Raw genomic sequence first — 20,501 nt, forward strand, 5'->3', positions numbered from 1 at the left:
TTGAATCCCTTTTTTGTTACAATCCGAAATTTAGTCGTGATCGCTTGTTTCCAGAGTAATTGCGTGCAACCCGCGATCGATCCAGGGTTTTAAAATCGAATAGACCATTCTATGTTGTTCCACTTTGGTTTTCTGTGCGAACTCGCTCGTGATCAAAAAAATCCGAATGTGTGTTCCTTCCGGTTTATTTTCGGGATTTCCGGCGTGACCCGAGTGTTCCGCGCTAAAATCCTCCACTTCCAAGCGGATCGGATGGAAGGCGGCGATGAGCGCGGATTCGATTTCTTCGGAGACTTTCATCGTAACGTGCGGATCAGTTTCTGATCCCGATTCCTTTTTTCAAAAGATACACGGAAAGAAGATAAAGGGCAAGCGTAGCGACCGTTATCATCGAAAGCGCGAACCAAGGTTCGATATCGCTGATTCCTAAAAAGCCGTATCGGAATGCGTTTACCATATACAAAATCGGATTGAGTTTGGAAACGTTTTGCCAGAACGGAGGAAGCATCTGGATCGAATAGAAAACCCCGCCAAGATACGTCAGCGGAGTAAGAATAAACGTAGGAATGATCGTAACGTCGTCGAACTTCTTCGCATACAACGCGTTTAAAAATCCGCCCAGGGAAAAAAGAAGGGAACTCAAAACCACGGTTGCAATCAACATCGGAAAGTGAAAGACTTCCAGCTCGGTAAAAAAAAGAGAAATCGCGATCACTAGAATTCCCACCAAAATACCGCGGATCACGCCACCAATCGTATAACCCAAAACGATGAGAGAAGGCGGAGTCGGAGAAACCAAAAGTTCCTCGATGTTTCTCTGAAACTTCGCCCCGAAAAACGAAGATACGACGTTGTTATACGAATTGATGATTACGGACATCATCACAAGTCCCGGAACGATGAATTGAATGTAGGTATGATCGCCTATGTTTCCGATCTGCGAGCCGACCAACTTTCCGAAGATGATAAAGTAAAGAGTGATCGTGATTCCGGGAGGAATCAGCGTCTGGACCCAAATGCGGAGGATTCGGACGGTTTCCTTGTTTACGATCGTTTTGAACGCGTTGTATTTTTCTAAGAAGTTCATCCTTTTTTCTCCACAAGTTTGAGAAAGAGTTCTTCCAATCGGTTCGACTTGTTTCTCATGCTGCTGATCTTGATTCTGTTCCGTTCGAGAAGCTGGAACAAATCGTTTAACGAAGCGTCTCCGTAGATCGAAGCTTCTAGAGTCGTGTCGTCGATCTGTTTGAGTTCCACTCCGGGAACCGGTTTGTGAGAATTTAGATGACCCGTAAAATCCAGGATAAACGTTTCATGATCGAGTTTTTGCAGAAGATCCTTCATCGAAGTGTTCTCCACGATTTTTCCCTGGTCGATGATCGCGATGTTTCTGCACAGACTCTCCGCTTCTTCCAAATAGTGAGTCGTGAGAATGACGGTGATTCCCGAAGCGTTCAGCTTTTGCAGAAATTCCCAGAGAGATCTCCGGAGTTCTATATCGACGCCTGCGGTAGGTTCATCCAAGATCAGAATCTTCGGATTGTGAATGAGCGCTCTTGCGATCATCAGCCTTCGTTTCATACCGCCGGAAAGACGACCGGCTGCTTCGTTTCTTTTTTCGTAGAGTCCGAGCTGTTGTAAATATTCCCCGGCGCGTTCCGCGGCGAGTTTGCGGTCCATTCCGTAATAACCGCCCTGGTTCATTACGATCTGTTCCACCTTTTCAAAGATGTTGAAGTTGAATTCCTGCGGAACGATTCCGATATACGATTTCGCTTTAGCAAGATCCGTATCGATGTCCGCGTCCAGGATTTTGACGCTGCCGGAGGTTTTGTTCACAAGCGAGCTGAGAATTCCGATCGTCGTCGACTTTCCCGCACCGTTCGGACCGAGAAGTGCGAAAAAATCCCCGTTCTCCACGTTTAGACTGATTCCTTTGAGGGCTTGTACTCCGCCCGTATAGGTTTTGACTAAGTTCTCAATTTGCAGGGCAAATTTCATAAAGTTTGAATGTTCCCACCGTTTTTATGTTTGTAAAAGTTCGTTCGCTTTTCTTGCCGCGTTCCGCGCGATTTCGGGTAACGCGGGATGTATGTAGATCATTTTCAAAAGATCGTCGAGTGTGCCGCCCATCGTCATCAAAAGAATAAAAAGATGAATTACGTTCGAAGCCTCGTCTCCGATCGCGTGCGCTCCGAGAACCTTTCTCGTTTTTTTCTCCACAAGGATTTTGATAAAGCCGCTGTCGGAAAGCCGCGCCATCCCGGTCGCGCTCGAACTGTACGGATTTTTCGCGGCGATAAAATCGATTCCTTCTTTTTTGAGCTGCTCTTCGGTTTTGCCGACTTTTGCGACCTGAGGATGCGTAAAGACCGCGTGAGGAACGGGGGGAAACTCGATCGGGGACCGTTTCTTTTCCTGATACAAGGTTCTAAATAGAAATTCTCCCTCGAAGTTCACCGAATGTCTGTAAAAGTGTTTTCCTGTGATGTCTCCGAGCGCATAAACTCCGGTCGCGGTCGTTTCCAAATATTCGTTTACTTGAATATAGCCGTTTGCGTCGGTTTGAATGTTCGTATTCCCCAAATCCAGAAGGTCTGTGTTCGGACGGATTCCGGTCGCAACCAGAAGGGCTTCCGCCGCGAGTTGAATCGGTTTTCCGTGTGCAAGAACTTCCAGGTGGAACATATTTTTATTATATTCCACTTTTTGAACGTTGCTGTGGAGAAGAACTCTCTGTTCTTTCGAAAAGACGCGTTCGAATTCGTCGACTACGTCACCGTCTTCGTTTCCCAGCATTCGATTGCGGACGAGAAATGTGACGTCGCTTCCGAATGCGGAATACGCGAAACCCAGCTCCAACGCGATAAAGCCACCTCCGATCACGATCATGGATTTCGGAAGGTCGGTTCTGCGAAGCGCTTCGCGGCTTGTCATATACGGAGTTCCTTCCAAACCGGGAATATTCGGAATGATCGGTCTGGCACCGGAAGCGATAAAAATTCTCTCCGCAGTAAGTTGTTCTCCGTTTACGGTCACGACCTTATCGGAAAGAAACGTTGCGGTTCCTTGAATGTACGTGATGTTCGGATTCTTTTCATACGCGGGAAGAATGGAAGCCGATTCGTCGTCGACGGTTTTAGAAATCCGTTCCACGAGAGTTTTAAAATCCACTTGCGGTTTGCCCGGAAACGTGATCTGAAACTTCTCCGAATTTTTAGTCAAAGAAAGAATTTCGGCGGGATAGATGAGCATCTTGGAAGGAATACATCCCCGGTTCAAACAAGTTCCGCCCGGACTTTCCTTTTCGATCACGGCCACCTTGTAACCGATCTTAGAAGGAGGGGTTACGAGTTTGGTTCCTCCGCCCGTTCCGATCACGATGATGTCATATTCTTTCACAAAAAAGAACCGCCTTGGTTACAGATTCTGAGCCGTGGAATTTCCGGCAAACAATTTCTTGACGGGTTACCAATGATCTCGAAGAGAACGCAAGGAAACGAAAAGGGAAATCGGATCTTGGGGGACGGTTTGTCCGGGAAGTTTACGCGACACGTTTTCCACTAGCAAGGGAGAAGGGTGATCGCACTGTAGAAAGGTGTTGATTCTCCTTTCTTTGCCGAGATCGGTCGTTAAAAACTCAACGTCCTTTTGGAGGCGGGAACATTCTTTCAGAGTGGAAATCGCGTCCCCGTTGGAAGGGTCCAGGGAAAGAGTGAACTTCAGATTGGTTTCCATATAATCGTGACCCGGATATAAGAGAATCGATTCTTCCATCCGATAGAATTGTTCGAATAAGGTTTTTGCCAAAACCTCGGGATTTCCTCCGCGAAAACAATTTCCTACACCCGCATTGAACAAAGTATCACCGGTAAAGACCGCTTTCGGTTTTTGATTTTCCACAAGCAACAAACATACGTGGCAAAACGTATGACCGGGTGTGTCCAAAACTTCCAAGTATTCGTGTGAAGAAACAAGAAGCCGATCTCCCTTTTTCAGTGGATGAGTCGCGTGCGGAATTTTACCGATTCCTCCCGGATGAGAATGAACGGGACATCCGTATTTTTTGACCAGCCCGTCGTTTCCCGAGGTATGATCCGCGTGTTCGTGGGTGTTGAGGATCCGATCGAGTTTCCAATCCTTCGATTCGAGAAAGTCTATGATCTGAGCGGAGTCATACGGATCGATGGAAAGGGTCTCGGAGGTTTCCGGGTTTCGAAGAATGTAGGTAAAGTTTCGAAGTGAACTGTGCGTGTAAATCCGGAAGATATCCAAAAAATCGCCTAACGGATAATGTCGAGGTGTTTGTCGAGATTGGCGATTTTTAAAATCGTCATCACGTCCCGGCTGATGTTTTTGAGTTTGAGAGAACCGTTTCGCTCGGTAACGTATTTTTGGGAGTTAAAAATCGCTCCGATTCCGGAGGAATCCAAATACGCGTCTCCCGAAAAATCCAGGACGATATCGGTGAAACCTTCCCCGTGTTTTTTGATAATGAGTTCCTTGAGAGCGAATGCGTTTTTGAGGCTGATGCTCCCTTGAATGCGGATGGTGCAAGTAGTTCCCTCAGTGAGGATTTCTGTGTTAAAGTTTTCCACGTTTTTTATTGCTCGGAACCTGTTATGAATCCTATTCGATCGGTGTACTCGGTAAACAAAATTTTTTTCCTAATCTTCTTCGCGCATACGAAATTTTTCACGAATAAAAAAGAATTAGCTGGAAATCCTGATGGAATTGATAATTTTAGACAACATTTTCCTGAAAAATACTCTGCTTTTCGGAACTGTTTTTTTAAATTATGCGCATAAAATTTTGGGGCGTTCGCGGTTCGATTTCCTCCTCCGTTCGCGGAGAATCCATCCGCAATAAGGTGCAAAAAATTCTGAGCCTCGCGACTCCCGCCGATATTCAGAGTCCGGACGCGATCGATACCTTTCTTGATTCTCTTTCCCTTTCCAACTGGAGCACGTACGGCGGTAATACCACTTGTATCGAAATCAGGGACAAGAAGGACAATCTCGTCATCGTGGACGGCGGGACCGGACTCAGAGAACTGGGAAACTCCATTCTTCATGAAGGATTTTTAGAAGGAAAAGGAAAGGCCAAGTGGATCTTTACGCACACACATTGGGACCATATCCAAGGGATTCCTTTCTTTGTTCCACTGTATTCTCCGGGTAACGTATTCGAATTTTTGAGTTCGGTGGACAACCTAGAGGAAAGACTGAAATATCAGCATAGCTTCACGCACTTTCCGGTTCCCTACGACGGATTTCGGGCTACGAAGAATTTCAAATTCATTCCCGAAGGGAAAGCGTTCCCCGTAACCGAATCCATATCCGCGATTTCCAAATCGGTCCGGCATCCAGGAGGAAGTTTTTCGTATCGTTTCGAGGAAGAAGGTAAGTCCCTTATCTTCGCTTCCGATGCCGAGTTCAACCTGGACGAAATGGAAAACATCCAGGATTATCTGAACTACTTTCGAGGCGCGGATGTTTTGGTGTTCGATACGCAGTACACGTTCGAGGAGTCACTTCAAAAGATCGACTGGGGACACAGTTCCGCTTCGATGGCTACGGACATCGCGCTCCGCGCCAACGTGAAGAAGCTCGTCATGTTTCATCACGATCCTTCCTACGACGACGAAAAACTGGACGCCGTGTTTTTACGAGCCTTGAAATACAAAGAGATGTTCGATCCGGACAATCAACTCGAGATCATCATGGCCTACGAGGGGTTGGAGCTGGAAGTCTAACGTTCCATTTTTTGAATATACTAAAACCGTTTTATGGTTCATCATAAAACTTTCGGGAGAATCTTTCATGAGTGAGTATATCATCGGGATCGACGCGGGAACCACCGGGATTCGAATCTTTTGTTTCAACAAATCCGGGAACGTGATTTCCAGCGCTTACTCCGAATTCAAACAATATTATCCGAAGCCAGGCTGGGTGGAACACGATCCGGAGGAAATTTGGGCAAAGACCGAAAAGCTCATCGTGAAAGCGATCCGCAACGGAAAGCTCAGTCCATCCAAAGCCGTCGCGATCGGAATCACCAATCAAAGAGAAACCACCGTGTTGTTCGACAAGGACACGGGCAAACCCGTTTACAACGCGATCGTATGGCAATGCAGAAGAACTTCCGAGACTTGTATGGATCTCAAGTCGAAAGGATTCGAGCCGACTTTCCGCAAAAAGACCGGTCTTGTTTTGGATGCGTATTTCAGCGGAACCAAAATCCATTGGATTTTGGAAAACGTAAAAGGCGTTAAGGCGAGAGCGGAAAAAGGAAAAATACTTTTCGGAACCATCGACACATACCTTCTCTATCGTTTGACCAACGGTAAGTCGCATAAGACCGATCATACGAACGCAAGCCGTACTCTGATCTACAATATCGAAAAGAAGGAATGGGACAAAGATCTTACTCAGATTCTGGGAATTCCGGATTCCATTCTTCCCGAAGCTCACAATTCCAGTTCCTTGTTCGGAAGAACCGAAAAGGTCAAAGGACTTCCCGATGGAATCCCGATCTCTTCCCTCGTGGGAGATCAACAAGGTGCTTTGTTCGGTCAGCTTTGTACGGAACCGGGAGAAGCGAAGAACACGTACGGAACCGGATGTTTTCTTTTGTTCAACACGGGGAATAATTTTCAAATCTCCAAAAACAACCTGCTTACGACTCTCGGATGCGGCCCGGAAGGAAAGACCGTTTATTGTCTGGAAGGATCGGTCTTTATCGGAGGCGCCGTCGTTCAGTTCCTACGGGACAATCTTAAATTCTTTAAAGAATCCAAGGTTTCCGAAAAACTCGCCGCTTCCGTTCGGAAAGAGGACGAGGTCGTTTTTGTTCCCGCCTTTGCCGGGTTAGGCGCTCCGTATTGGGATATGAATGCGCGAGGTGCGATTCTCGGTTTGACGCGGGATACGACCGCCGAACAGATCACAAGAGCCGCTTTGAAATCGATTGCGCTCCAATCCTACGAACTCGTGGAAGCGATGGAAAACGATACGGGCTCCAAATTGAAAGTTTTGAAGGTGGACGGGGGAGCTACCGGAAACTCCTGGCTCATGCAATACCAGGCGGATATATTAGGAAAACGTGTGATTCGTCCCGCAAACGTGGATACTACCGTTTTGGGGGCGGCCTTTCTCGCGGGATTGGAACGCGGTTTCTTTCCTTCGGTTTCTGATCTCAAGAAAAAACTCAAGACGAGCAAGGAATTCTCTCCGCAGATGAAAGCGTCGCAGAGGGAAAAGGAAATCCAAATTTGGAAGGATTCCGTTCGTAGAATCCGAACCAATCAATAATCGAAACTTAATAAACAAAATTCGAATGTCTTTCTTTCCGAAGTGATTCCGGCTCCGCATAGGATTCGGAATTCCGGAAAGAAAGGGATTTCGAGAATTCTTCCGGGAGGAAGTTTCAAAAAGAATTGTTCGTCCCTTTCCCTTCTCGAAATCAAGGTGTCCATACGAACGATTTCCATCCATTGTCCAACCTGGAATAGGATCGATTTCTCCGTAACCGCGTAAAGTTCCAATGCGGGAATTCCCGAAATCTGAAAGTTGAATTTTAAAGAATGTGGGACGCTTTGAAATTTCGTTTCGGTTCGACTACTCGGATCGAGCTTGGAATCTTCCAAAGATTCTTGATAAATCGTGAATATTCCGCTTTCATAATAAATCTTTCTGGAAAAGTTCCGAAAAATTTCCTTTTCGATCGTTTCTTCCAAAGATTCTCCCGTTTCCGGTTTTTTAGGAGGAGAATCCAATATGGATTTCATTTTGTTCTTCGAGATGTTTCTTTCGATCATCGATCTGACCGGAGGGGAAAGTTTCGGAATCGAAAATCGAATGATCCGCTCGTCCATCGTCGTTAGAATCCGATTTAGGAAAGGTCCGTGGATGAGAGGGATTATCTCGATTTGAAAGATCTGGTCCCTGAGAAAAACGGCGAACTCCGGTTCGTGTGTGAAAAGATTCGAGACGATGGTTTGTTCTTCCGCGGGAGTCCCCGCAAAGAGAATTTGAACGAGACGGAATAAATAGTTTTTTTGTTTTGCGTCGAAATAGAGGAATTCGATCTTTTTTTCGATTTCGGTTTCGGTCAGTTCCGGGTTGACGATGTCCTTCAAAGACAAATAACGCGTCGAAATCATTTTGTTTCTTTTCTGGCCGAACAGGGAAAAATTTCCCGTTCGTTTCGTTCCGATCGTTGTCATCTCCGATTCCGCTCGGGAAATTCGAAACGGCGCCGAACCCACCGGAAGATAGGGATTCTGCCGAATCGGAAAAAGTTGTTCGTTTACGATTTCAAAAGACTCGCTCGAAAAACGTTCGCTCTGGGAATGAATCTTTCCGTTTTCAAAACTCAAATAGGCGCGGGAATCGATGGACTTTGCGGAATGAGAAACACGGTTCCATTCTAAAAAGTATAAAAATCGTGGAACAAGAGCGGGGGATGCGAATAAGAAGGGAAGCTCCTCGATTTCCTTCTTGTTAAAATCGTAAAACGGTTCCGCTCTCGATTTGAATCGGACGACCGCGTCCGGGTTGGCTTGGATAAAAAAATAATTCGTTCCTTCTTCTAAGGGCATCGCCTAATACGAAGGGCTGATCGTATCCGGAATCGGGGTCGAAAGTGCGGGAGAAGAATGGTCCCGTTTTGTGAGTTTGGACACGAGAGCTTTTTTAAACACTGCAAAATTATATTCGGATTTTAGAATATGAATTTCCTCTTCGAGGCCGAAGGGAATGAATTCTATGATCTCGTCTTCCGTCATTCCGGTAACAAGGGTGGCGTCGTGGAGAATTCTTCCCAATTTGCGCACGTCTCGATCGTCCAGAGGAATCAGGTTCAGGATTTTCTTTTCCAATTCTGTAAGTTCCAGCATATCACTTTTTACGAATCATGAGGATGGTCATGTCGTCCTGAATTCTTCCCCCGGTATGTTTTAGAATTTCGGCGAACAGACTGTCGGCGATTTTACGCAGATCGTTTTTCGGAACATCCTCCAAAAAACGAAATAGACCTTCTCCGAAATAATGGTTCCCGTTATTTTTCTGTTCGTAGAGCCCGTCTGTAAAGCAAAATACGATGTCTCCCGATTCCAATCGGAAGCCGCTCGTTTCCGGAACGTTTTTCAAGCTGGAATTCATGGTCGTAGAAATAAATTTTCCGTCGGTTTCGACAATTCGATTGCTCCCGGTGGATTTGCTGTAAACGACAAAGCTCGGGTGCAGACCGGAATGCTGCACGTTTCCTTGTTGATCCGCCTTGATGAGCAGAAAGGTCGCGTATAAACTCTGATTGATCGTCGGGTTTTGCTGCGTTCGTTTGAGAAGGTCTTCGTTGATTCTTTCTATGGTTTCGTGCGGAGTCGAATCGCTTCGAACGAAGAGGGACATTTTTTGAAAGATCATCATGCTGAATAGTCCTGCGAGATAACCGTGACCGACGGAATCCCCGATCCCGATCCAATAATTTCCCCGAGAATCGGTCAAAAAATTATAGAAGTCACCGCCGATCGGATTGTAGGTGAGGGTTCGGCCGTAGATCTCGTAGTTTCCGTCGTCGACCGGAAGAGGAAACAGATAACTCTGCATTCGATCGTCGCCTTTGCGGTACCGCTTCATGATTCTTCCGCGGACTTCCTCGCCCGGAAGAATCTTCTTTGTCAGAAAGAATATGAAAGAAACGTAATTTACTAAATAAAGAACTCCGATCGCCGCGAAGTAGAGCAGGATTTTCTCTTTGAGAGAAAAAGGGGAGTTCTGGATGAACGCGACGGCCGCACCTATACAAAGCAGATTCGCGCTCGGTAGAAGCCATCCGACTCTTTGAAAGTAACTTTTGATATATTCGGATAACTTCATGGTTTGTGAAAGTATGCGTGAAACTGATATTCTTTTTTCAGGAAATTCCGTCTTGCGATCTGAAAATAACGATCCTCTAAATACGGTTTGCTGATCCCGTCCAAGAGTCCGTAATTCTTTTCGGTATATCCCGATTCATACAATAATGGGACGAGAGTTTTCGTGGAAGAATCATAGTGATACAACAATTTATGGTTAAACGGAAGATATTCGATCTCGAACGCTTCTCCGTTTCCTTGAAAGAAGGTTTCCCCTTTTTCCGTCGTTTCCAATAAGACCCAGTTACCCGAAACGGAATAACTTCCTTTTCCGCTTACGATATGCGTCGTGTATTCGTTTACGTCCTTGACTTCGCGGCGCATCGACTTCTCAAAACTACGGTCCTCCGGATTTAGGAAAATTCTTTCCTGAACCGTATTTTTGTAAAAGAGAGTATTGCGGTGAGACCGTTCCGGCCGATTGCGAACATACATTCCTCCCGGAATTTTTGCGGAACCGGTAGTGGGAATCGAATCGGATGAATCGGGAGGAAGTTGTCGGATCCATCCAGGAGCGCCGCAGGAAAGCGTAAAAAGAAAAACAAAGGAAAGGAATCGGAACACGCGTAAGGAGAATCGGTAACGGTTCATGCAATCCTCCTTTGACGCGAAACGCCTTCTTTTCCTATCGGAGAGTTCTAAAACTGAAAGTAAATAAATTCTCCGCCGCCGTCTCCGAATACTCCCAAAAGCAAGAGCAGAATGACGCTGAGAACCGGAATGAGAACCATCCAACGTTTTTCGACTTTTTCCAAGGCTTGCGGAAAGTATTGAAACACGTTCAAACCCAAGGTCAGGAGAATGAAGAGCAGAAGTTCTTCCCAACGAGGAAGTATTTTGCCGGTAAAGATATTCTTATAGCCGCTCAATAGATCGAGCATAAATGGAACCGCGTTCTTTCCTGCGGAACCTCCTCGAAAGAACAAACCGGAAAACGCGAATAAGTTTACGGTGATAAAAGTCCGCACGATTCGAGTTGTTTTCGACGGGGAAACGTTAGTCGCTCCCGGTGTCGGTCTCGGTTCTAAAAATCGTTCCAAGGCGAGGATCAAACCGAGATAGGCTCCCCATAGAACGAAGGCGATGTTCGCTCCGTGCCAGAGACCGCCCAAACACATCGTAAGAAACATGTTCCACTGAGATCTGAATTCTCCCTTTCTGCTCCCTCCGAGCGGGATGTAAATATAATCTCGAAGCCAAGTGGACAACGTTACGTGCCACCGCCCCCAGAACTCGCGGAAAGAAAAGGACAAGAACGGCCCTCGGAAGTTTTCCGGAATATCGTAGCCGAGTAAGAATGCGGAACCGCGAGCGATGTCGGTATAACCGGAAAAGTCGCAATAAACCTGACATGCGAATCCGAACATCGCGATGTAAATCGAAGCGGCGTGGTATTGACCGGGTTCTCCGTATAAGGGAGTTATGATTCCGGCGATCGAATCCGCGAGAACCGATTTTTTAAACAAACCGAAGATCAGCAAAAAGATCCCTTGGATCATTCTGTTTTTGTCGATTTCAGGATGATCGAGTTTCGGCAAAAAGTCCGTGGATCTCATGATCGGTCCGGCGATCAATTGGGGGAAAAAGAGAATAAAAAGGAAGTAGTCGTTTCCGGCGATCCTTTGCGGAATCAATCCCCGATGGATGTCCACTTGGAGAGCGATCAATTGAAACGTATAAAAACTGATCGCAAGCGGAAGCAGGATCTCGACGGAAGTCCCTAATTTTTGCCAGAGTTCCATACCCGTGATCGAACTCAGGGAATCCATTACGAAATAGTAATATTTGAAGAATGCGAGATTGACCGCGTTCAAAACGATTACCCATTTCAGAAGGGAGTTTGTGGATTCTCCCTTTTCCTTTTTTTCCCAGAGTTTAAGGGAGAAGTAGTAATTGACTCCGATGACGAGAAGGAAGTGAACCAAAAAGGCGATATGAGAATAACCGTAGAATACGATCGAAGAAACGAGAAGGACCTTTTTTTTAGAAGGTCCGTTTACGTTCCAATAGATCAGATACGTGACTAAAAATAAAAAGAGAAAAGGTAACGAATTGAATAACATCTATATACCGGAAAGTGGATTCTAAATTTCTAATAAACCTTAATAGGACCAGAGATATAGAAAACGAACCTGTCTTCCCGTTCCTAAAATTTTAGAGATCGGCGAATCCGGTCTTAACTCGGGAGATTGAACCTGATAAAAGTTCGTTCTCTTATCCGTGCTTTGAGAATAATAGATGATTCTAGGATTCGTGTTTCCCGGAGTTTTTTTGTAATTCGGAAGCGACATCGTCTCTTGAACTGCGTTGTCGAAATAACCGATCTTGTCGATCAGTCCGTGATGCAGCGCTTGGGACGCGGTGAAAATTCTTCCGTCCGCGATCTTACGGAGTTCCGACGCGTTTTTTCCGGGTCTTCCGTTTTTCACGACTTCGAAAAACTTTTCGTAAAGATCGTCCACGATCGACTGAAGAAGTTTTCTTTGTTCGGGAGAAAGGTCTTCCAAAGGAGAACCGATCGTTTTGTTTCCGCCGGAACGGATCGATTGATCCTTGATTCCGAGTTTATCCAAACCTTCCTTTACGTTGATTCCCGAAAGAATGACTCCGATCGAACCGGTTACGGAAGTCGGGTGTGCGATCACGAGATCGGCAGCCATGGAAATATAATACGCTCCGCTTGCCGCCGTATCCATAAAGAGCGCGACTACGGGGATTTTCTTTTTGGTTTTGAACTGAAGAATTTCTCTGTAGAGAATGTCGCTCGCCGTAACGGAGCCTCCGGGTGAATTGATCTTTAAGATGACCGCTTTGATTTCAGGATCAAGTTCCGCGAGTTCGAGTTGTTTTTTGACTCCCGCCAAGATCGAATCTTCTTGTCCGCCGAAGAAGGTCTTTTCGCCTTCGTCGCTGATCACGCCGTCGATCGGCACGATGAGAATCTTGTCTTCCTGTCTACCGGAAAGAAGTTTCTCTCTGAGTTCGGCGGACTTTCCCGGTCCGCCTAAGTTTGCGTTGACCGGAATATAGCAGTTTGTAAGAACCAAACCGAGGAATACGGAGGTTGTCCAAGTTAGAATCGAGTGTTTCAAAGAAATTCTCCTCTGGAATCGTCAGTTTCCTCTAAGAAAGCAGGCTTTCAATTCCTTTCCTAAGACCTAAACGTTTTAAAAACGGATCTAAATTCGCTGGAAATCTGAACCGTTTTCGCCAGGCTTGCGCGCGTGAAGGAAATTTTCAGCAAACGTTCCCGGTTGAAGTTCACCGAATCGGGAAATCAAATTCTTTCCTGGACTTGGAAACACCCGGATCAAGACAAAGAGTTCGAAATCATTTCCGGTTATGAGAAGAAGGACCATTTCTTTCGTTCCGGTTCGTATCTGATGTTTCCCTGGGTCAATCGGCATACGGGCGATTCGATTCGACTGGGAGAAGATTGGATTTCTCTCGCCGAAATCGGGAGCAAAGACGCAAACGGTTATCCTTCTCACGGACTCGCATACGCTTGGGAACGAAAGGTCGTCGAACGATCCGAACGAAGGATTCGGTTCGAGTTGATTCCCGACGATTCCGTTCGCGATTTCGATTTAGCAAAGATTTTGATACACGAAGAATATTCTCTCGAATCCATTTTCGGAAAAGAAGTTCTTACGCTTCGAACGAGTTTTAAAAATCGAACCGAGGATCCGTTTCGATTCTGCTACGGGTATCATCCGTATTTTCGAATGAATTCTTCGCAACTGCCTTGTATTCTTCGGTCTAACCTTGTGAAACAGATTCCTTTACAAGAAGATCTGACTCCGGTCTATCCCATCTACGGTTTTGAAACGGATCGATTCTCATTGGAGAAGGTTCCCGCGTTGGATTCTTTGTTTTACGGAAAAGACGCATGGGTGACGCTTCAGGTTCCTGAAGATTCGTACCAAGTATGCGTTCAAGCGAACGCGTTCCAGGAAGACGAGATACGGCTTTCGTATTTTCAAATTTATACGAACTTCTCAGAAAATAGAATCGCGATCGAACCGATGAGCGCGCCGGGGAACGCGGTTCGAAACGGTTTTTCTTTGACGACTCTCCGACCGGCGGAAGAAAAGAGCGGAAGTTTTCAAATTCTGCTTTCCGGGTTGTGATTCTTTCTTAGAACTTTCGCGAAATCGATCGCTTTTTCGCATGCTTCGTTCTTCGTATTTTGTCCCGTTGAACGAAAAGAGCCCATCATTTGCATTCTTCTTGACAGAAAGGGGTCGATTTTCAGTCTAAACAAACAGGAAACCAGACACAAATGAGCAAACCCTTAATCGTTCAGAGTGATAAAACTATGCTTTTGGAGGTCGATAACCCCGAGTTTGAAGCCTGTCAGAGCATCGTTTCCAAATTTGCCGAATTAGAAAAAAGTCCGGAATACCTTCATACGTATAGAATTTCCCCGCTTTCCCTTTGGAACGCCGCGTCGATCAAGATGACCGCGGACGAAATCGTGGAATGTCTGGAAAAATTCTCCCGATACTCCGTTCCCAAGAACATCGTAAACGAAATCCGCGAACAGATCAGTCGTTACGGAAAAGTAAAACTCGTTAAGGAAGAATCCGGAGAACTCGCAATCATCTCGAATGAAAAAGGATTTCTTCAGGAAATCGGAAATCACAGAGCGGTTCAACCGTTCATCGAAACTACATTCCCCGATAAGATTTATATCAAAAAAGAATACCGCGGTCATATCAAACAAGCCTTGATTAAAATCGGTTTCCCCGTGGAAGATCTCGCGGGCTACGACGAAGGAAACAAATACGGTTTTAATCTAAGACCGGAGAGCATCAGCGGTAAAAAGTTCGGAATGCGCGATTACCAACGGGCTTGTGTGGAAGTATTTCACGCGGGCGGCGGTAACGAAGGCGGTTCCGGCGTAGTGGTTCTTCCTTGCGGTGCGGGGAAAACCATCGTAGGGATCGGCGTAATGCAGATTGTAGGCGCGGAAACTTTGATTCTCGTTACGAACACTCTTTCCATCCGCCAATGGAGAAATGAAATTCTCGATAAAACCGACATTCCTCCCGAGGATATCGGCGAATATTCCGGCGAAGTCAAAGAGATCCGTCCGATCACGATCGCGACTTATAACATTCTTACACATAGAAAGAAGAAGGGAGGGGATTTTACCCACTTCCATCTTTTCAGCGCGAACAACTGGGGTTTGATCGTTTACGATGAGGTTCACTTGCTTCCCGCTCCGGTTTTCCGTATGACTTCCGAACTTCAGGCAAAAAGAAGACTCGGCCTAACCGCAACGCTCGTGCGCGAGGACGGTTTGGAAGAGGATGTGTTCTCGCTGATCGGACCGAAAAAATACGACGTTCCTTGGAAGGAACTGGAAAGCAAGTCTTGGATCGCGGAAGCGAAGTGTAAGGAAATCCGAGTCAATATGGAAGACGATCTGCGTTTGAAGTATTCCATTGCGGACGACCGTGAAAAGTTCAGACTTGCCTCCGAAAATCCGGAAAAGATGAAGGCGATCGATCTCATCATGAAAAAACACTCCGAGTCGCATCTGCTTGTGATCGGACAATACATCAATCAGTTGGAAGAAATATCAAAGAAGTTTAATATTCCTCTGATTACCGGTAAAACCCCGCTTCCGGAAAGACAGACTCTATACGATGCGTTCCGTTCCGGAAAGATCAAATCTCTCGTCGTGAGTAAGGTTGCGAACTTTTCGATCGACCTTCCCGACGCGAACATCGCGATCCAGGTTTCGGGAACGTTCGGTTCCAGACAGGAAGAAGCTCAAAGATTGGGACGAATCCTCAGACCGAAAGGACACGATAACACGGCCGTATTCTATTCTCTCATTTCGAGAGATACCAACGAGGAGCGATTCGGACAGAACCGCCAGTTGTTTCTTACCGAACAGGGATACGAATACGAAATTTATACTTTGGATCAATTCCGCGAAGCTCAGGAAGAATTGGCTCAGCTGCAGCTGAACAACGTCTAACGTTCTTCGGAATGGTTCAAAGAGACGACCGAATATTAGAAGTTAAAAACATTCAAAGAGGAACAGCATGGATCTCAGCGCAAAGAGGCTGAACGTCATCGAGCCTTCTCCAACACTCGTAATCACCGCAAAGGCGAACGAGTTGAAAAAAAAGGGAGAAGACATTGTAAGTTTCGGAGCCGGCGAACCCGATTTCGAAACCCCGTCCCATATTAGAGATGCCGCAAAACAGGCGATCGATAAGGGAATGACGCGTTACACGGCTGTTTCCGGAACGGTGGAACTCAAAGAGGCGATCGTCACGAAATTCAAACGGGACAACGGACTCGATTACGATAAGAATCAAGTGATCATCGGAACAGGAGGAAAGCAGGTCATCTACAACTACTTTCTTGCGACCCTCAACGCGGGAGACGAGGTCATCATTCCCGCTCCGTATTGGGTGAGTTATGCGGACATCGTTCGCCTCGCGGAAGGTGTTCCCGTGATCGTTACGACCGCTCCCGAAAGTAATTTTCAAATCACTCCCGAGCAATTGAAGAAGGCGATCACTCCTAAGACAAAATGTCTGATCCTGAATTCTCCCTCGAATCCGACGGGAGCGGGATATTCCAAAAAGGATTTGGAAGCGCTTGCAGAAGTCGTTCTCGCCGCCGGAATCCAAGTGATGAGCGACGATATCTACGAGAAGATCGTTTATGACGGATTTTCCTTTTCCAATCTAGCGATGGTTTCTCCCGAACTCAAAAAACTGACCTTTGTCATCAACGGGGTTTCCAAAACCTACGCGATGACCGGCTGGAGAATCGGATACGGAGCGGGGGATTTGAGCATCGTTAAAAACATGGAAACGATCCAGAGTCAGTCCACTTCCAATCCGTCTTCGATTTCCCAAGCGGCCGCTCAGGCTGCGATCGGGGGAGATCAGGCTTGTGTGGAAGAAATGAGAAAGGCTTTCGAAGTAAGAAGGAATCTCATCGTCGCTCAATTGAACGCGATTCCCGGCGTGAAGTGCAACAACCCGCAAGGCGCATTCTACGTGTTTCCGTATTTGACGGACGTTTACAAAACGCCCGGTTTCGAAAAGCTCAAAAAAGAAACTTCTGAAACTTCTTTGAGTAAGATTTTCTGCAACGTTCTATTAGAAAAGTATAAAGTAGCCGCGGTTCCCGGAATCGCTTTCGGAGAAGATCAGGCTCTTAGGCTTTCCTATGCGATGGGAGAAAAGGATATCCAGCGCGGAGTAGAACGAATCGCACAAATGATCGGGGACTTGAGCAAGTAATCGATGAAACGGATCGTTCTGATCCTATTTGTCTTCACTGCGTTTACCCAAGTCCAGGGAGGGGATTGGCTGGTTTTAAAACCGAATTCTCCTCTCTATCTCTTCCCCGATAAGAAGTCCGAAATTTTACGCAGGTTCGGTTTCGGGGAAATCGTACAAAGTAAAAACGAAAAGCATAACGGGAAACACGACCGAGGGTTTCGTTTTGTTTCCGACGCCACTGGCTTAAGCGGTTGGGCCGAAACTCAATTCCTCTTCGATATGGAAGAAAGAGGAGCTTACAAAATCATCCTTCGTTCCATCGATCGAATGTTGTATTCGACTCATACGGGACTGACCGAACTCGAATCGGTTTATCAGTATTTAAGTTCTCTGGAAGAAAACGGAATCTATCACGGAGACGAATATCTTTATTTAAAAATCAGAAGAGCGGTCGTTTTGGTGCGAATCTTAGAAATTCTGCAAGAAGGCGAAAGCAAACGAAAAGAATCCAAACTCCAGGATTATCTTTCCAAAGTTCCCGGTGAAATCATTCCCGGTGAAAGAGGAAAACCCGCCAAAATCAACCCGGAAGTTTTTTGGAAGATCGGTGAAGAATTCAGGGACAAAGGTCCGGGAGATTTTGCCGCGTTTTTGGGTGTGAAACATACTCCGGAATTAAACTGCAAACGGGATGTTTTCTGTTTTATCGGCGATGAAAGAAAACGAAGAATCCGTTATCTGCAACTCAATCCGAACGGAAACTATGCGACCGTGTTTGCGAGCCAGATTTCCAAACGGTTCGAATCCTTGACCAAGGACCCGGAAACGATACAATGCGGAAACGAAAAGCCGGATACCCGAAAGGAAATCTACGAATCCTTTCGCAAAGATCTGCAATCCCTTCCGTATCGTTACGGCAAAAAGTATCATCAATATCTAAAGATCATCCAAAAAGAATGTCTACAGTAGATCTCCATTCACGCAAGATAGAATTTCGAAACGAGAGATTTCTTTCTCCGGTTTGCGGACCGATCCTCGTTTTACACGGACTCTTCGGTTCTTCCAAAAACTGGCTGAGCGTCGGCGATTTTCTAAGTCGTTATTCCGACGTGTATTTGATGGATCTTCGAAACCACGGGGATTCTCCTCATTCTCCCGAACATTCCCTCGCTTCGATGGTGGAGGATTTGGAGGTCTGGATCGTGAAGAACGGAATCGAAAATCCGGCGATTCTAGGGCATTCCATGGGCGGGCTGGTTTCAATGGGATTTGCATTAAAGAATCCGAATATTCCATCCATCTTATTGATCGAGGACATCGCGCCGAAGGATTATCCGTTTCACTATGAAAGCGAAATGGCCTGTTTGCGGACCGACGTTTCCGGATTCAATTCCAGACAGGAAATCGACGCGGCCTTGACGAAAATTCTTCCGGATGCGTTCGTTCGGAATTTTTTGGAAATGAATCTGGAACGCAGGGAAGAGGGCGGTTATCGTTGGAAACTCAACGTGGAAGGAATCGCCGGGTCGCCCCGTCTCTTACAGGATTTTTTCGCGCGTTATGCGAATCGACCCTACCGGCAACAAACCTACTTTATCACCGGCGGAATTTCGGATTTTTTTCGTAAAGAGGATCGTCTTACGGCTCGTTCATTCTTTCCGAATTCGAAGTTTTACGAAATCCCGAACGGAGACCATTACATGCACTACACCAAAGCGGCCGAGTTCCGAAGAATCGTGGAATCTATTTTGGAGAAGTCCGAGGATTCTGAATTTGCAATAGAATAAGTCCGATCAAAAGGCAGGTTCCGATTCCGAAAGGAACCAAAAGAGTGAATCCGAAACCCGTCGATTTTCCGAAGGCTAAGGTGATTACGGGAGTCAGTCCGATCGCAAAGGACGCGTTTTTATCCTTTAAATTCTGCATATACGAAAAAGTTGATATTCTTCCGCTGAGAAAGACCGCTATGATCGGACCGACCGTGTAGGATGCGATCGAAAGTCCCAACTCCACAAGTCCCGTTTTGCCGGTCGTTAAAAAGAGAGGGAGCAACGAACTCAACAAAAGAACCATTCCCCAGAACAGACTCAACGTGCCCGAACCGAATTTTTCAAATCCGAGATCCACCTTGGTTGTCAACGAAAGCGAGTTGATCGAGCTGGAAAGTGTGGACATTGCGGAAGCCAAGATCGCCGCAAGTAAAAAACCGGTGATCGGGGAAGGCACTTCTTCGAGAATGAACTTGGAAAAGACTTTATCCTTGGGAAGGTTCGAACCTTCATAATAAAAATATAATAGAATCCCGATGCTCAAAAATAATACGAATTGGAAAAAAACGAAAATACCCGATGAAATCATCGCTTTCTTCGCATCCGATTCGGAACGGCACGCAAGAACTCGTTGTACGAACATCTGATCGACTCCGTGCGTTCCCAACGTCAAAAGAATTCCGCCAACGATCGCGGTAGGTAAAAAATACGGAGAGGAGAATTCACTCCATTCGAAAATCCGCAGCTTGTTTGCTTCGTTTGCCCGGGTTGCGAGACTTACAACGTCGAATCCTCTGTCGATTAAAAGGGAACTCAGATAAAAAAGCGCGAAGATTCCTCCGGCAACATAAATCAGAAATTGCAACGAATCCACCCAAACCACCGAACGAAATCCGCCTTGAACCGTATAAAGAATCGTAATCGCCGAAATCAAAAGAAGACTTAAAATTTCTACGTGCAGAGTTTCCGCTTCTATCGAGGAATATTGTTTTAAAAATACTTCCAAAAGAATCGCGACCGGAATCGCGGACGCGTACATTCTTACTCCGTCTCCTAAGATTCGCGTGAGCTTGAACAAGAAGGTAACCGTTTTCTGGGAAACTTTTCCGTAACGGATTCCCACCCATTCGTACACCGAGATAAAGCCGGATTGATAATACATCGGGATAAACCATTGTGCGACGAGGATTCTCCCCAAAACGAAACCCAATCCGAGTCCGAGAAAGGTGAGATTGCCGGAGTAACTCAAACCAGGAATATTCAAAAAGGTAAGCGTGGAAGTTTCGGTTGCGACGATCGAAAAACTGAGTGGAATCCAGGACAGTTCTCTTCCCGCAAGAAAGTAAGAAGAAGAATCCTTATCCTTCTTTCTGGAAGTGAACCATCCCGAAAAAAGAACCAAGACGACGTACGATAAAAGAACGATCAGATCTAAAATGGAAAAGTGCATATCCGACAGAATGGGCCGGAACACGAACGAGAAAACTCTTTTTCAAATGCAGAATTTAGCGACACAAAACAAAGGAAATCGGAGTTCGGAACTCGAATTTTGAA

General features: G+C 46.1%; 20 protein-coding genes. 7 read left to right on the forward strand and 13 right to left on the reverse strand.

Features of this window, described 5'->3' with window-relative positions; genetic code table 11:
* Positions 1-30: 30 nt before the first annotated feature.
* The 6 genes from LFX25_RS08625 to LFX25_RS08650 form a co-directional block, all read right to left on the reverse strand.
* Positions 31-300 carry a BolA family protein gene (locus tag LFX25_RS08625; RefSeq protein ID WP_238729881.1) on the reverse strand — a complete coding sequence of 90 codons (270 nt, stop codon included), beginning with the start codon at positions 298-300 and terminating at the stop codon, positions 31-33.
* Between the two features lie 13 nt (positions 301-313).
* Positions 314-1,087: an ABC transporter permease gene (locus LFX25_RS08630; protein ID WP_238729882.1), complete on the reverse strand. Its 774-nt coding sequence runs from the start codon at positions 1,085-1,087 to the stop codon at positions 314-316.
* Positions 1,084-2,001, reverse strand: a complete 918-nt coding sequence (locus LFX25_RS08635; RefSeq protein WP_238729883.1) for an ABC transporter ATP-binding protein — start codon at positions 1,999-2,001, stop codon at positions 1,084-1,086. The genes LFX25_RS08630 and LFX25_RS08635 overlap by 4 nt, the downstream gene beginning before the upstream one ends.
* Positions 2,002-2,025: 24 nt before the next feature.
* Complete coding sequence (locus LFX25_RS08640; RefSeq protein WP_238729884.1) at positions 2,026-3,402, reverse strand: dihydrolipoyl dehydrogenase; 1,377 nt, start codon at positions 3,400-3,402, stop codon at positions 2,026-2,028.
* A 66-nt stretch (positions 3,403-3,468) separates the two neighbouring features.
* Entirely contained in the window at positions 3,469-4,275 is an 807-nt protein-coding gene (locus LFX25_RS08645) for a hydroxyacylglutathione hydrolase (protein WP_240009044.1), read from the reverse strand.
* A gap of 8 nt (positions 4,276-4,283) precedes the next feature.
* The gene (locus tag LFX25_RS08650) at positions 4,284-4,598 is read right to left on the reverse strand and encodes an STAS domain-containing protein (protein WP_010574904.1); all 315 of its coding nucleotides are present in this window, start codon (positions 4,596-4,598) and stop codon (positions 4,284-4,286) included.
* 200 nt (positions 4,599-4,798) lie between these two features.
* Here LFX25_RS08650 and LFX25_RS08655 point away from each other — a divergent pair, with 200 nt between their 5' ends.
* Together LFX25_RS08655 and glpK are read left to right on the forward strand one after the other, a co-directional pair.
* Positions 4,799-5,755: an MBL fold metallo-hydrolase gene (locus LFX25_RS08655; protein ID WP_238729885.1), complete on the forward strand. Its 957-nt coding sequence runs from the start codon at positions 4,799-4,801 to the stop codon at positions 5,753-5,755.
* 67 nt (positions 5,756-5,822) lie between these two features.
* Positions 5,823-7,313 (forward strand): glycerol kinase GlpK, encoded by a 1,491-nt coding sequence (gene glpK, locus LFX25_RS08660; protein WP_238729886.1) that lies wholly within the window; start codon positions 5,823-5,825, stop codon positions 7,311-7,313.
* On the opposite strand, the gene LFX25_RS08665 is transcribed toward glpK, so the two are convergent.
* The 6 genes from LFX25_RS08665 to sppA are packed head-to-tail and all read right to left on the reverse strand — an operon-like array spanning position 7,307 to position 13,011.
* Positions 7,307-8,602, reverse strand: a complete 1,296-nt coding sequence (locus LFX25_RS08665; RefSeq protein WP_238729887.1) for a hypothetical protein — start codon at positions 8,600-8,602, stop codon at positions 7,307-7,309. The two genes, glpK and LFX25_RS08665, sit on opposite strands and share 7 nt — an antisense overlap.
* Before the next feature lie 3 nt (positions 8,603-8,605).
* On the reverse strand, positions 8,606-8,899 hold the full coding sequence (locus LFX25_RS08670) for a hypothetical protein (protein WP_238729888.1): 294 nt from the start codon (positions 8,897-8,899) through the stop codon (positions 8,606-8,608).
* A 1-nt stretch (position 8,900) separates the two neighbouring features.
* On the reverse strand, positions 8,901-9,881 hold the full coding sequence (locus LFX25_RS08675; RefSeq protein ID WP_238729889.1) for a PP2C family protein-serine/threonine phosphatase: 981 nt from the start codon (positions 9,879-9,881) through the stop codon (positions 8,901-8,903).
* Positions 9,878-10,510: a hypothetical protein gene (locus LFX25_RS08680; protein WP_238729890.1), complete on the reverse strand. Its 633-nt coding sequence runs from the start codon at positions 10,508-10,510 to the stop codon at positions 9,878-9,880. Before LFX25_RS08680 ends, LFX25_RS08675 begins: the two co-directional genes overlap by 4 nt.
* Positions 10,511-10,557: 47 nt before the next feature.
* Positions 10,558-11,982, reverse strand: a complete 1,425-nt coding sequence (locus LFX25_RS08685; protein WP_238729891.1) for an MBOAT family O-acyltransferase — start codon at positions 11,980-11,982, stop codon at positions 10,558-10,560.
* A 39-nt stretch (positions 11,983-12,021) separates the two neighbouring features.
* A complete protein-coding gene (gene sppA / locus LFX25_RS08690) occupies positions 12,022-13,011 on the reverse strand; it encodes a signal peptide peptidase SppA (RefSeq protein WP_238729892.1) in 990 nt (329 codons plus the stop codon).
* Positions 13,012-13,143: 132 nt separating this feature from the next.
* Here sppA and LFX25_RS08695 point away from each other — a divergent pair, with 132 nt between their 5' ends.
* The 5 genes from LFX25_RS08695 to LFX25_RS08715 all read left to right on the forward strand — a co-directional run bounded on the left by LFX25_RS08695 (position 13,144) and on the right by LFX25_RS08715 (position 18,965).
* Positions 13,144-14,049, forward strand: coding sequence for an aldose 1-epimerase (locus LFX25_RS08695; RefSeq protein ID WP_238729893.1), 906 nt, complete (start codon positions 13,144-13,146; stop codon positions 14,047-14,049).
* A 152-nt stretch (positions 14,050-14,201) separates the two neighbouring features.
* Entirely contained in the window at positions 14,202-15,911 is a 1,710-nt protein-coding gene (locus LFX25_RS08700) for a DNA repair helicase XPB (protein WP_118956662.1), read from the forward strand.
* A 67-nt stretch (positions 15,912-15,978) separates the two neighbouring features.
* Positions 15,979-17,196 carry a pyridoxal phosphate-dependent aminotransferase gene (locus tag LFX25_RS08705; protein WP_238729894.1) on the forward strand — a complete coding sequence of 406 codons (1,218 nt, stop codon included), beginning with the start codon at positions 15,979-15,981 and terminating at the stop codon, positions 17,194-17,196.
* Between the two features lie 3 nt (positions 17,197-17,199).
* The gene (locus tag LFX25_RS08710; protein WP_238729895.1) at positions 17,200-18,147 is read left to right on the forward strand and encodes a hypothetical protein; all 948 of its coding nucleotides are present in this window, start codon (positions 17,200-17,202) and stop codon (positions 18,145-18,147) included.
* A complete protein-coding gene (locus tag LFX25_RS08715) occupies positions 18,135-18,965 on the forward strand; it encodes an alpha/beta fold hydrolase (RefSeq protein WP_238729896.1) in 831 nt (276 codons plus the stop codon). The genes LFX25_RS08710 and LFX25_RS08715 overlap by 13 nt, the downstream gene beginning before the upstream one ends.
* Here LFX25_RS08715 and LFX25_RS08720 read toward each other — a convergent pair.
* Complete coding sequence (locus LFX25_RS08720) at positions 18,922-20,397, reverse strand: sodium:solute symporter family transporter (protein ID WP_238731558.1); 1,476 nt, start codon at positions 20,395-20,397, stop codon at positions 18,922-18,924. The two genes, LFX25_RS08715 and LFX25_RS08720, sit on opposite strands and share 44 nt — an antisense overlap.
* Positions 20,398-20,501: the final 104 nt, after the last annotated feature.

Origin of the sequence: Leptospira sanjuanensis (assembly GCF_022267325.1) — a bacterium.
GTDB classification, from domain to species: Bacteria; Spirochaetota; Leptospiria; order Leptospirales; family Leptospiraceae; genus Leptospira; species Leptospira sanjuanensis.

Excerpts from the sequence above, each read along its gene's own strand:
- glpK (WP_238729886.1), top strand. The coding sequence starts at position 5,823 with ATGAGTGAGTATATCATCGGGATCGACGCGGGAACCACCGGGATTCGA.
- LFX25_RS08635 (WP_238729883.1), bottom strand. The coding sequence starts at position 2,001 with ATGAAATTTGCCCTGCAAATTGAGAACTTAGTCAAAACCTATACGGGC.
- LFX25_RS08670 (WP_238729888.1), bottom strand. The coding sequence starts at position 8,899 with ATGCTGGAACTTACAGAATTGGAAAAGAAAATCCTGAACCTGATTCCT.
- LFX25_RS08665 (WP_238729887.1), bottom strand. The coding sequence starts at position 8,602 with ATGCCCTTAGAAGAAGGAACGAATTATTTTTTTATCCAAGCCAACCCG.
- LFX25_RS08710 (WP_238729895.1), top strand. The coding sequence starts at position 17,200 with ATGAAACGGATCGTTCTGATCCTATTTGTCTTCACTGCGTTTACCCAA.
- LFX25_RS08720 (WP_238731558.1), bottom strand. The coding sequence starts at position 20,397 with ATGCACTTTTCCATTTTAGATCTGATCGTTCTTTTATCGTACGTCGTC.
- LFX25_RS08630 (WP_238729882.1), bottom strand. The coding sequence starts at position 1,087 with ATGAACTTCTTAGAAAAATACAACGCGTTCAAAACGATCGTAAACAAG.
- LFX25_RS08700 (WP_118956662.1), top strand. The coding sequence starts at position 14,202 with ATGAGCAAACCCTTAATCGTTCAGAGTGATAAAACTATGCTTTTGGAG.
- LFX25_RS08705 (WP_238729894.1), top strand. The coding sequence starts at position 15,979 with ATGGATCTCAGCGCAAAGAGGCTGAACGTCATCGAGCCTTCTCCAACA.
- LFX25_RS08715 (WP_238729896.1), top strand. The coding sequence starts at position 18,135 with ATGTCTACAGTAGATCTCCATTCACGCAAGATAGAATTTCGAAACGAG.
- LFX25_RS08685 (WP_238729891.1), bottom strand. The coding sequence starts at position 11,982 with ATGTTATTCAATTCGTTACCTTTTCTCTTTTTATTTTTAGTCACGTAT.
- LFX25_RS08675 (WP_238729889.1), bottom strand. The coding sequence starts at position 9,881 with ATGAAGTTATCCGAATATATCAAAAGTTACTTTCAAAGAGTCGGATGG.
- LFX25_RS08655 (WP_238729885.1), top strand. The coding sequence starts at position 4,799 with ATGCGCATAAAATTTTGGGGCGTTCGCGGTTCGATTTCCTCCTCCGTT.
- LFX25_RS08625 (WP_238729881.1), bottom strand. The coding sequence starts at position 300 with ATGAAAGTCTCCGAAGAAATCGAATCCGCGCTCATCGCCGCCTTCCAT.
- LFX25_RS08680 (WP_238729890.1), bottom strand. The coding sequence starts at position 10,510 with ATGAACCGTTACCGATTCTCCTTACGCGTGTTCCGATTCCTTTCCTTT.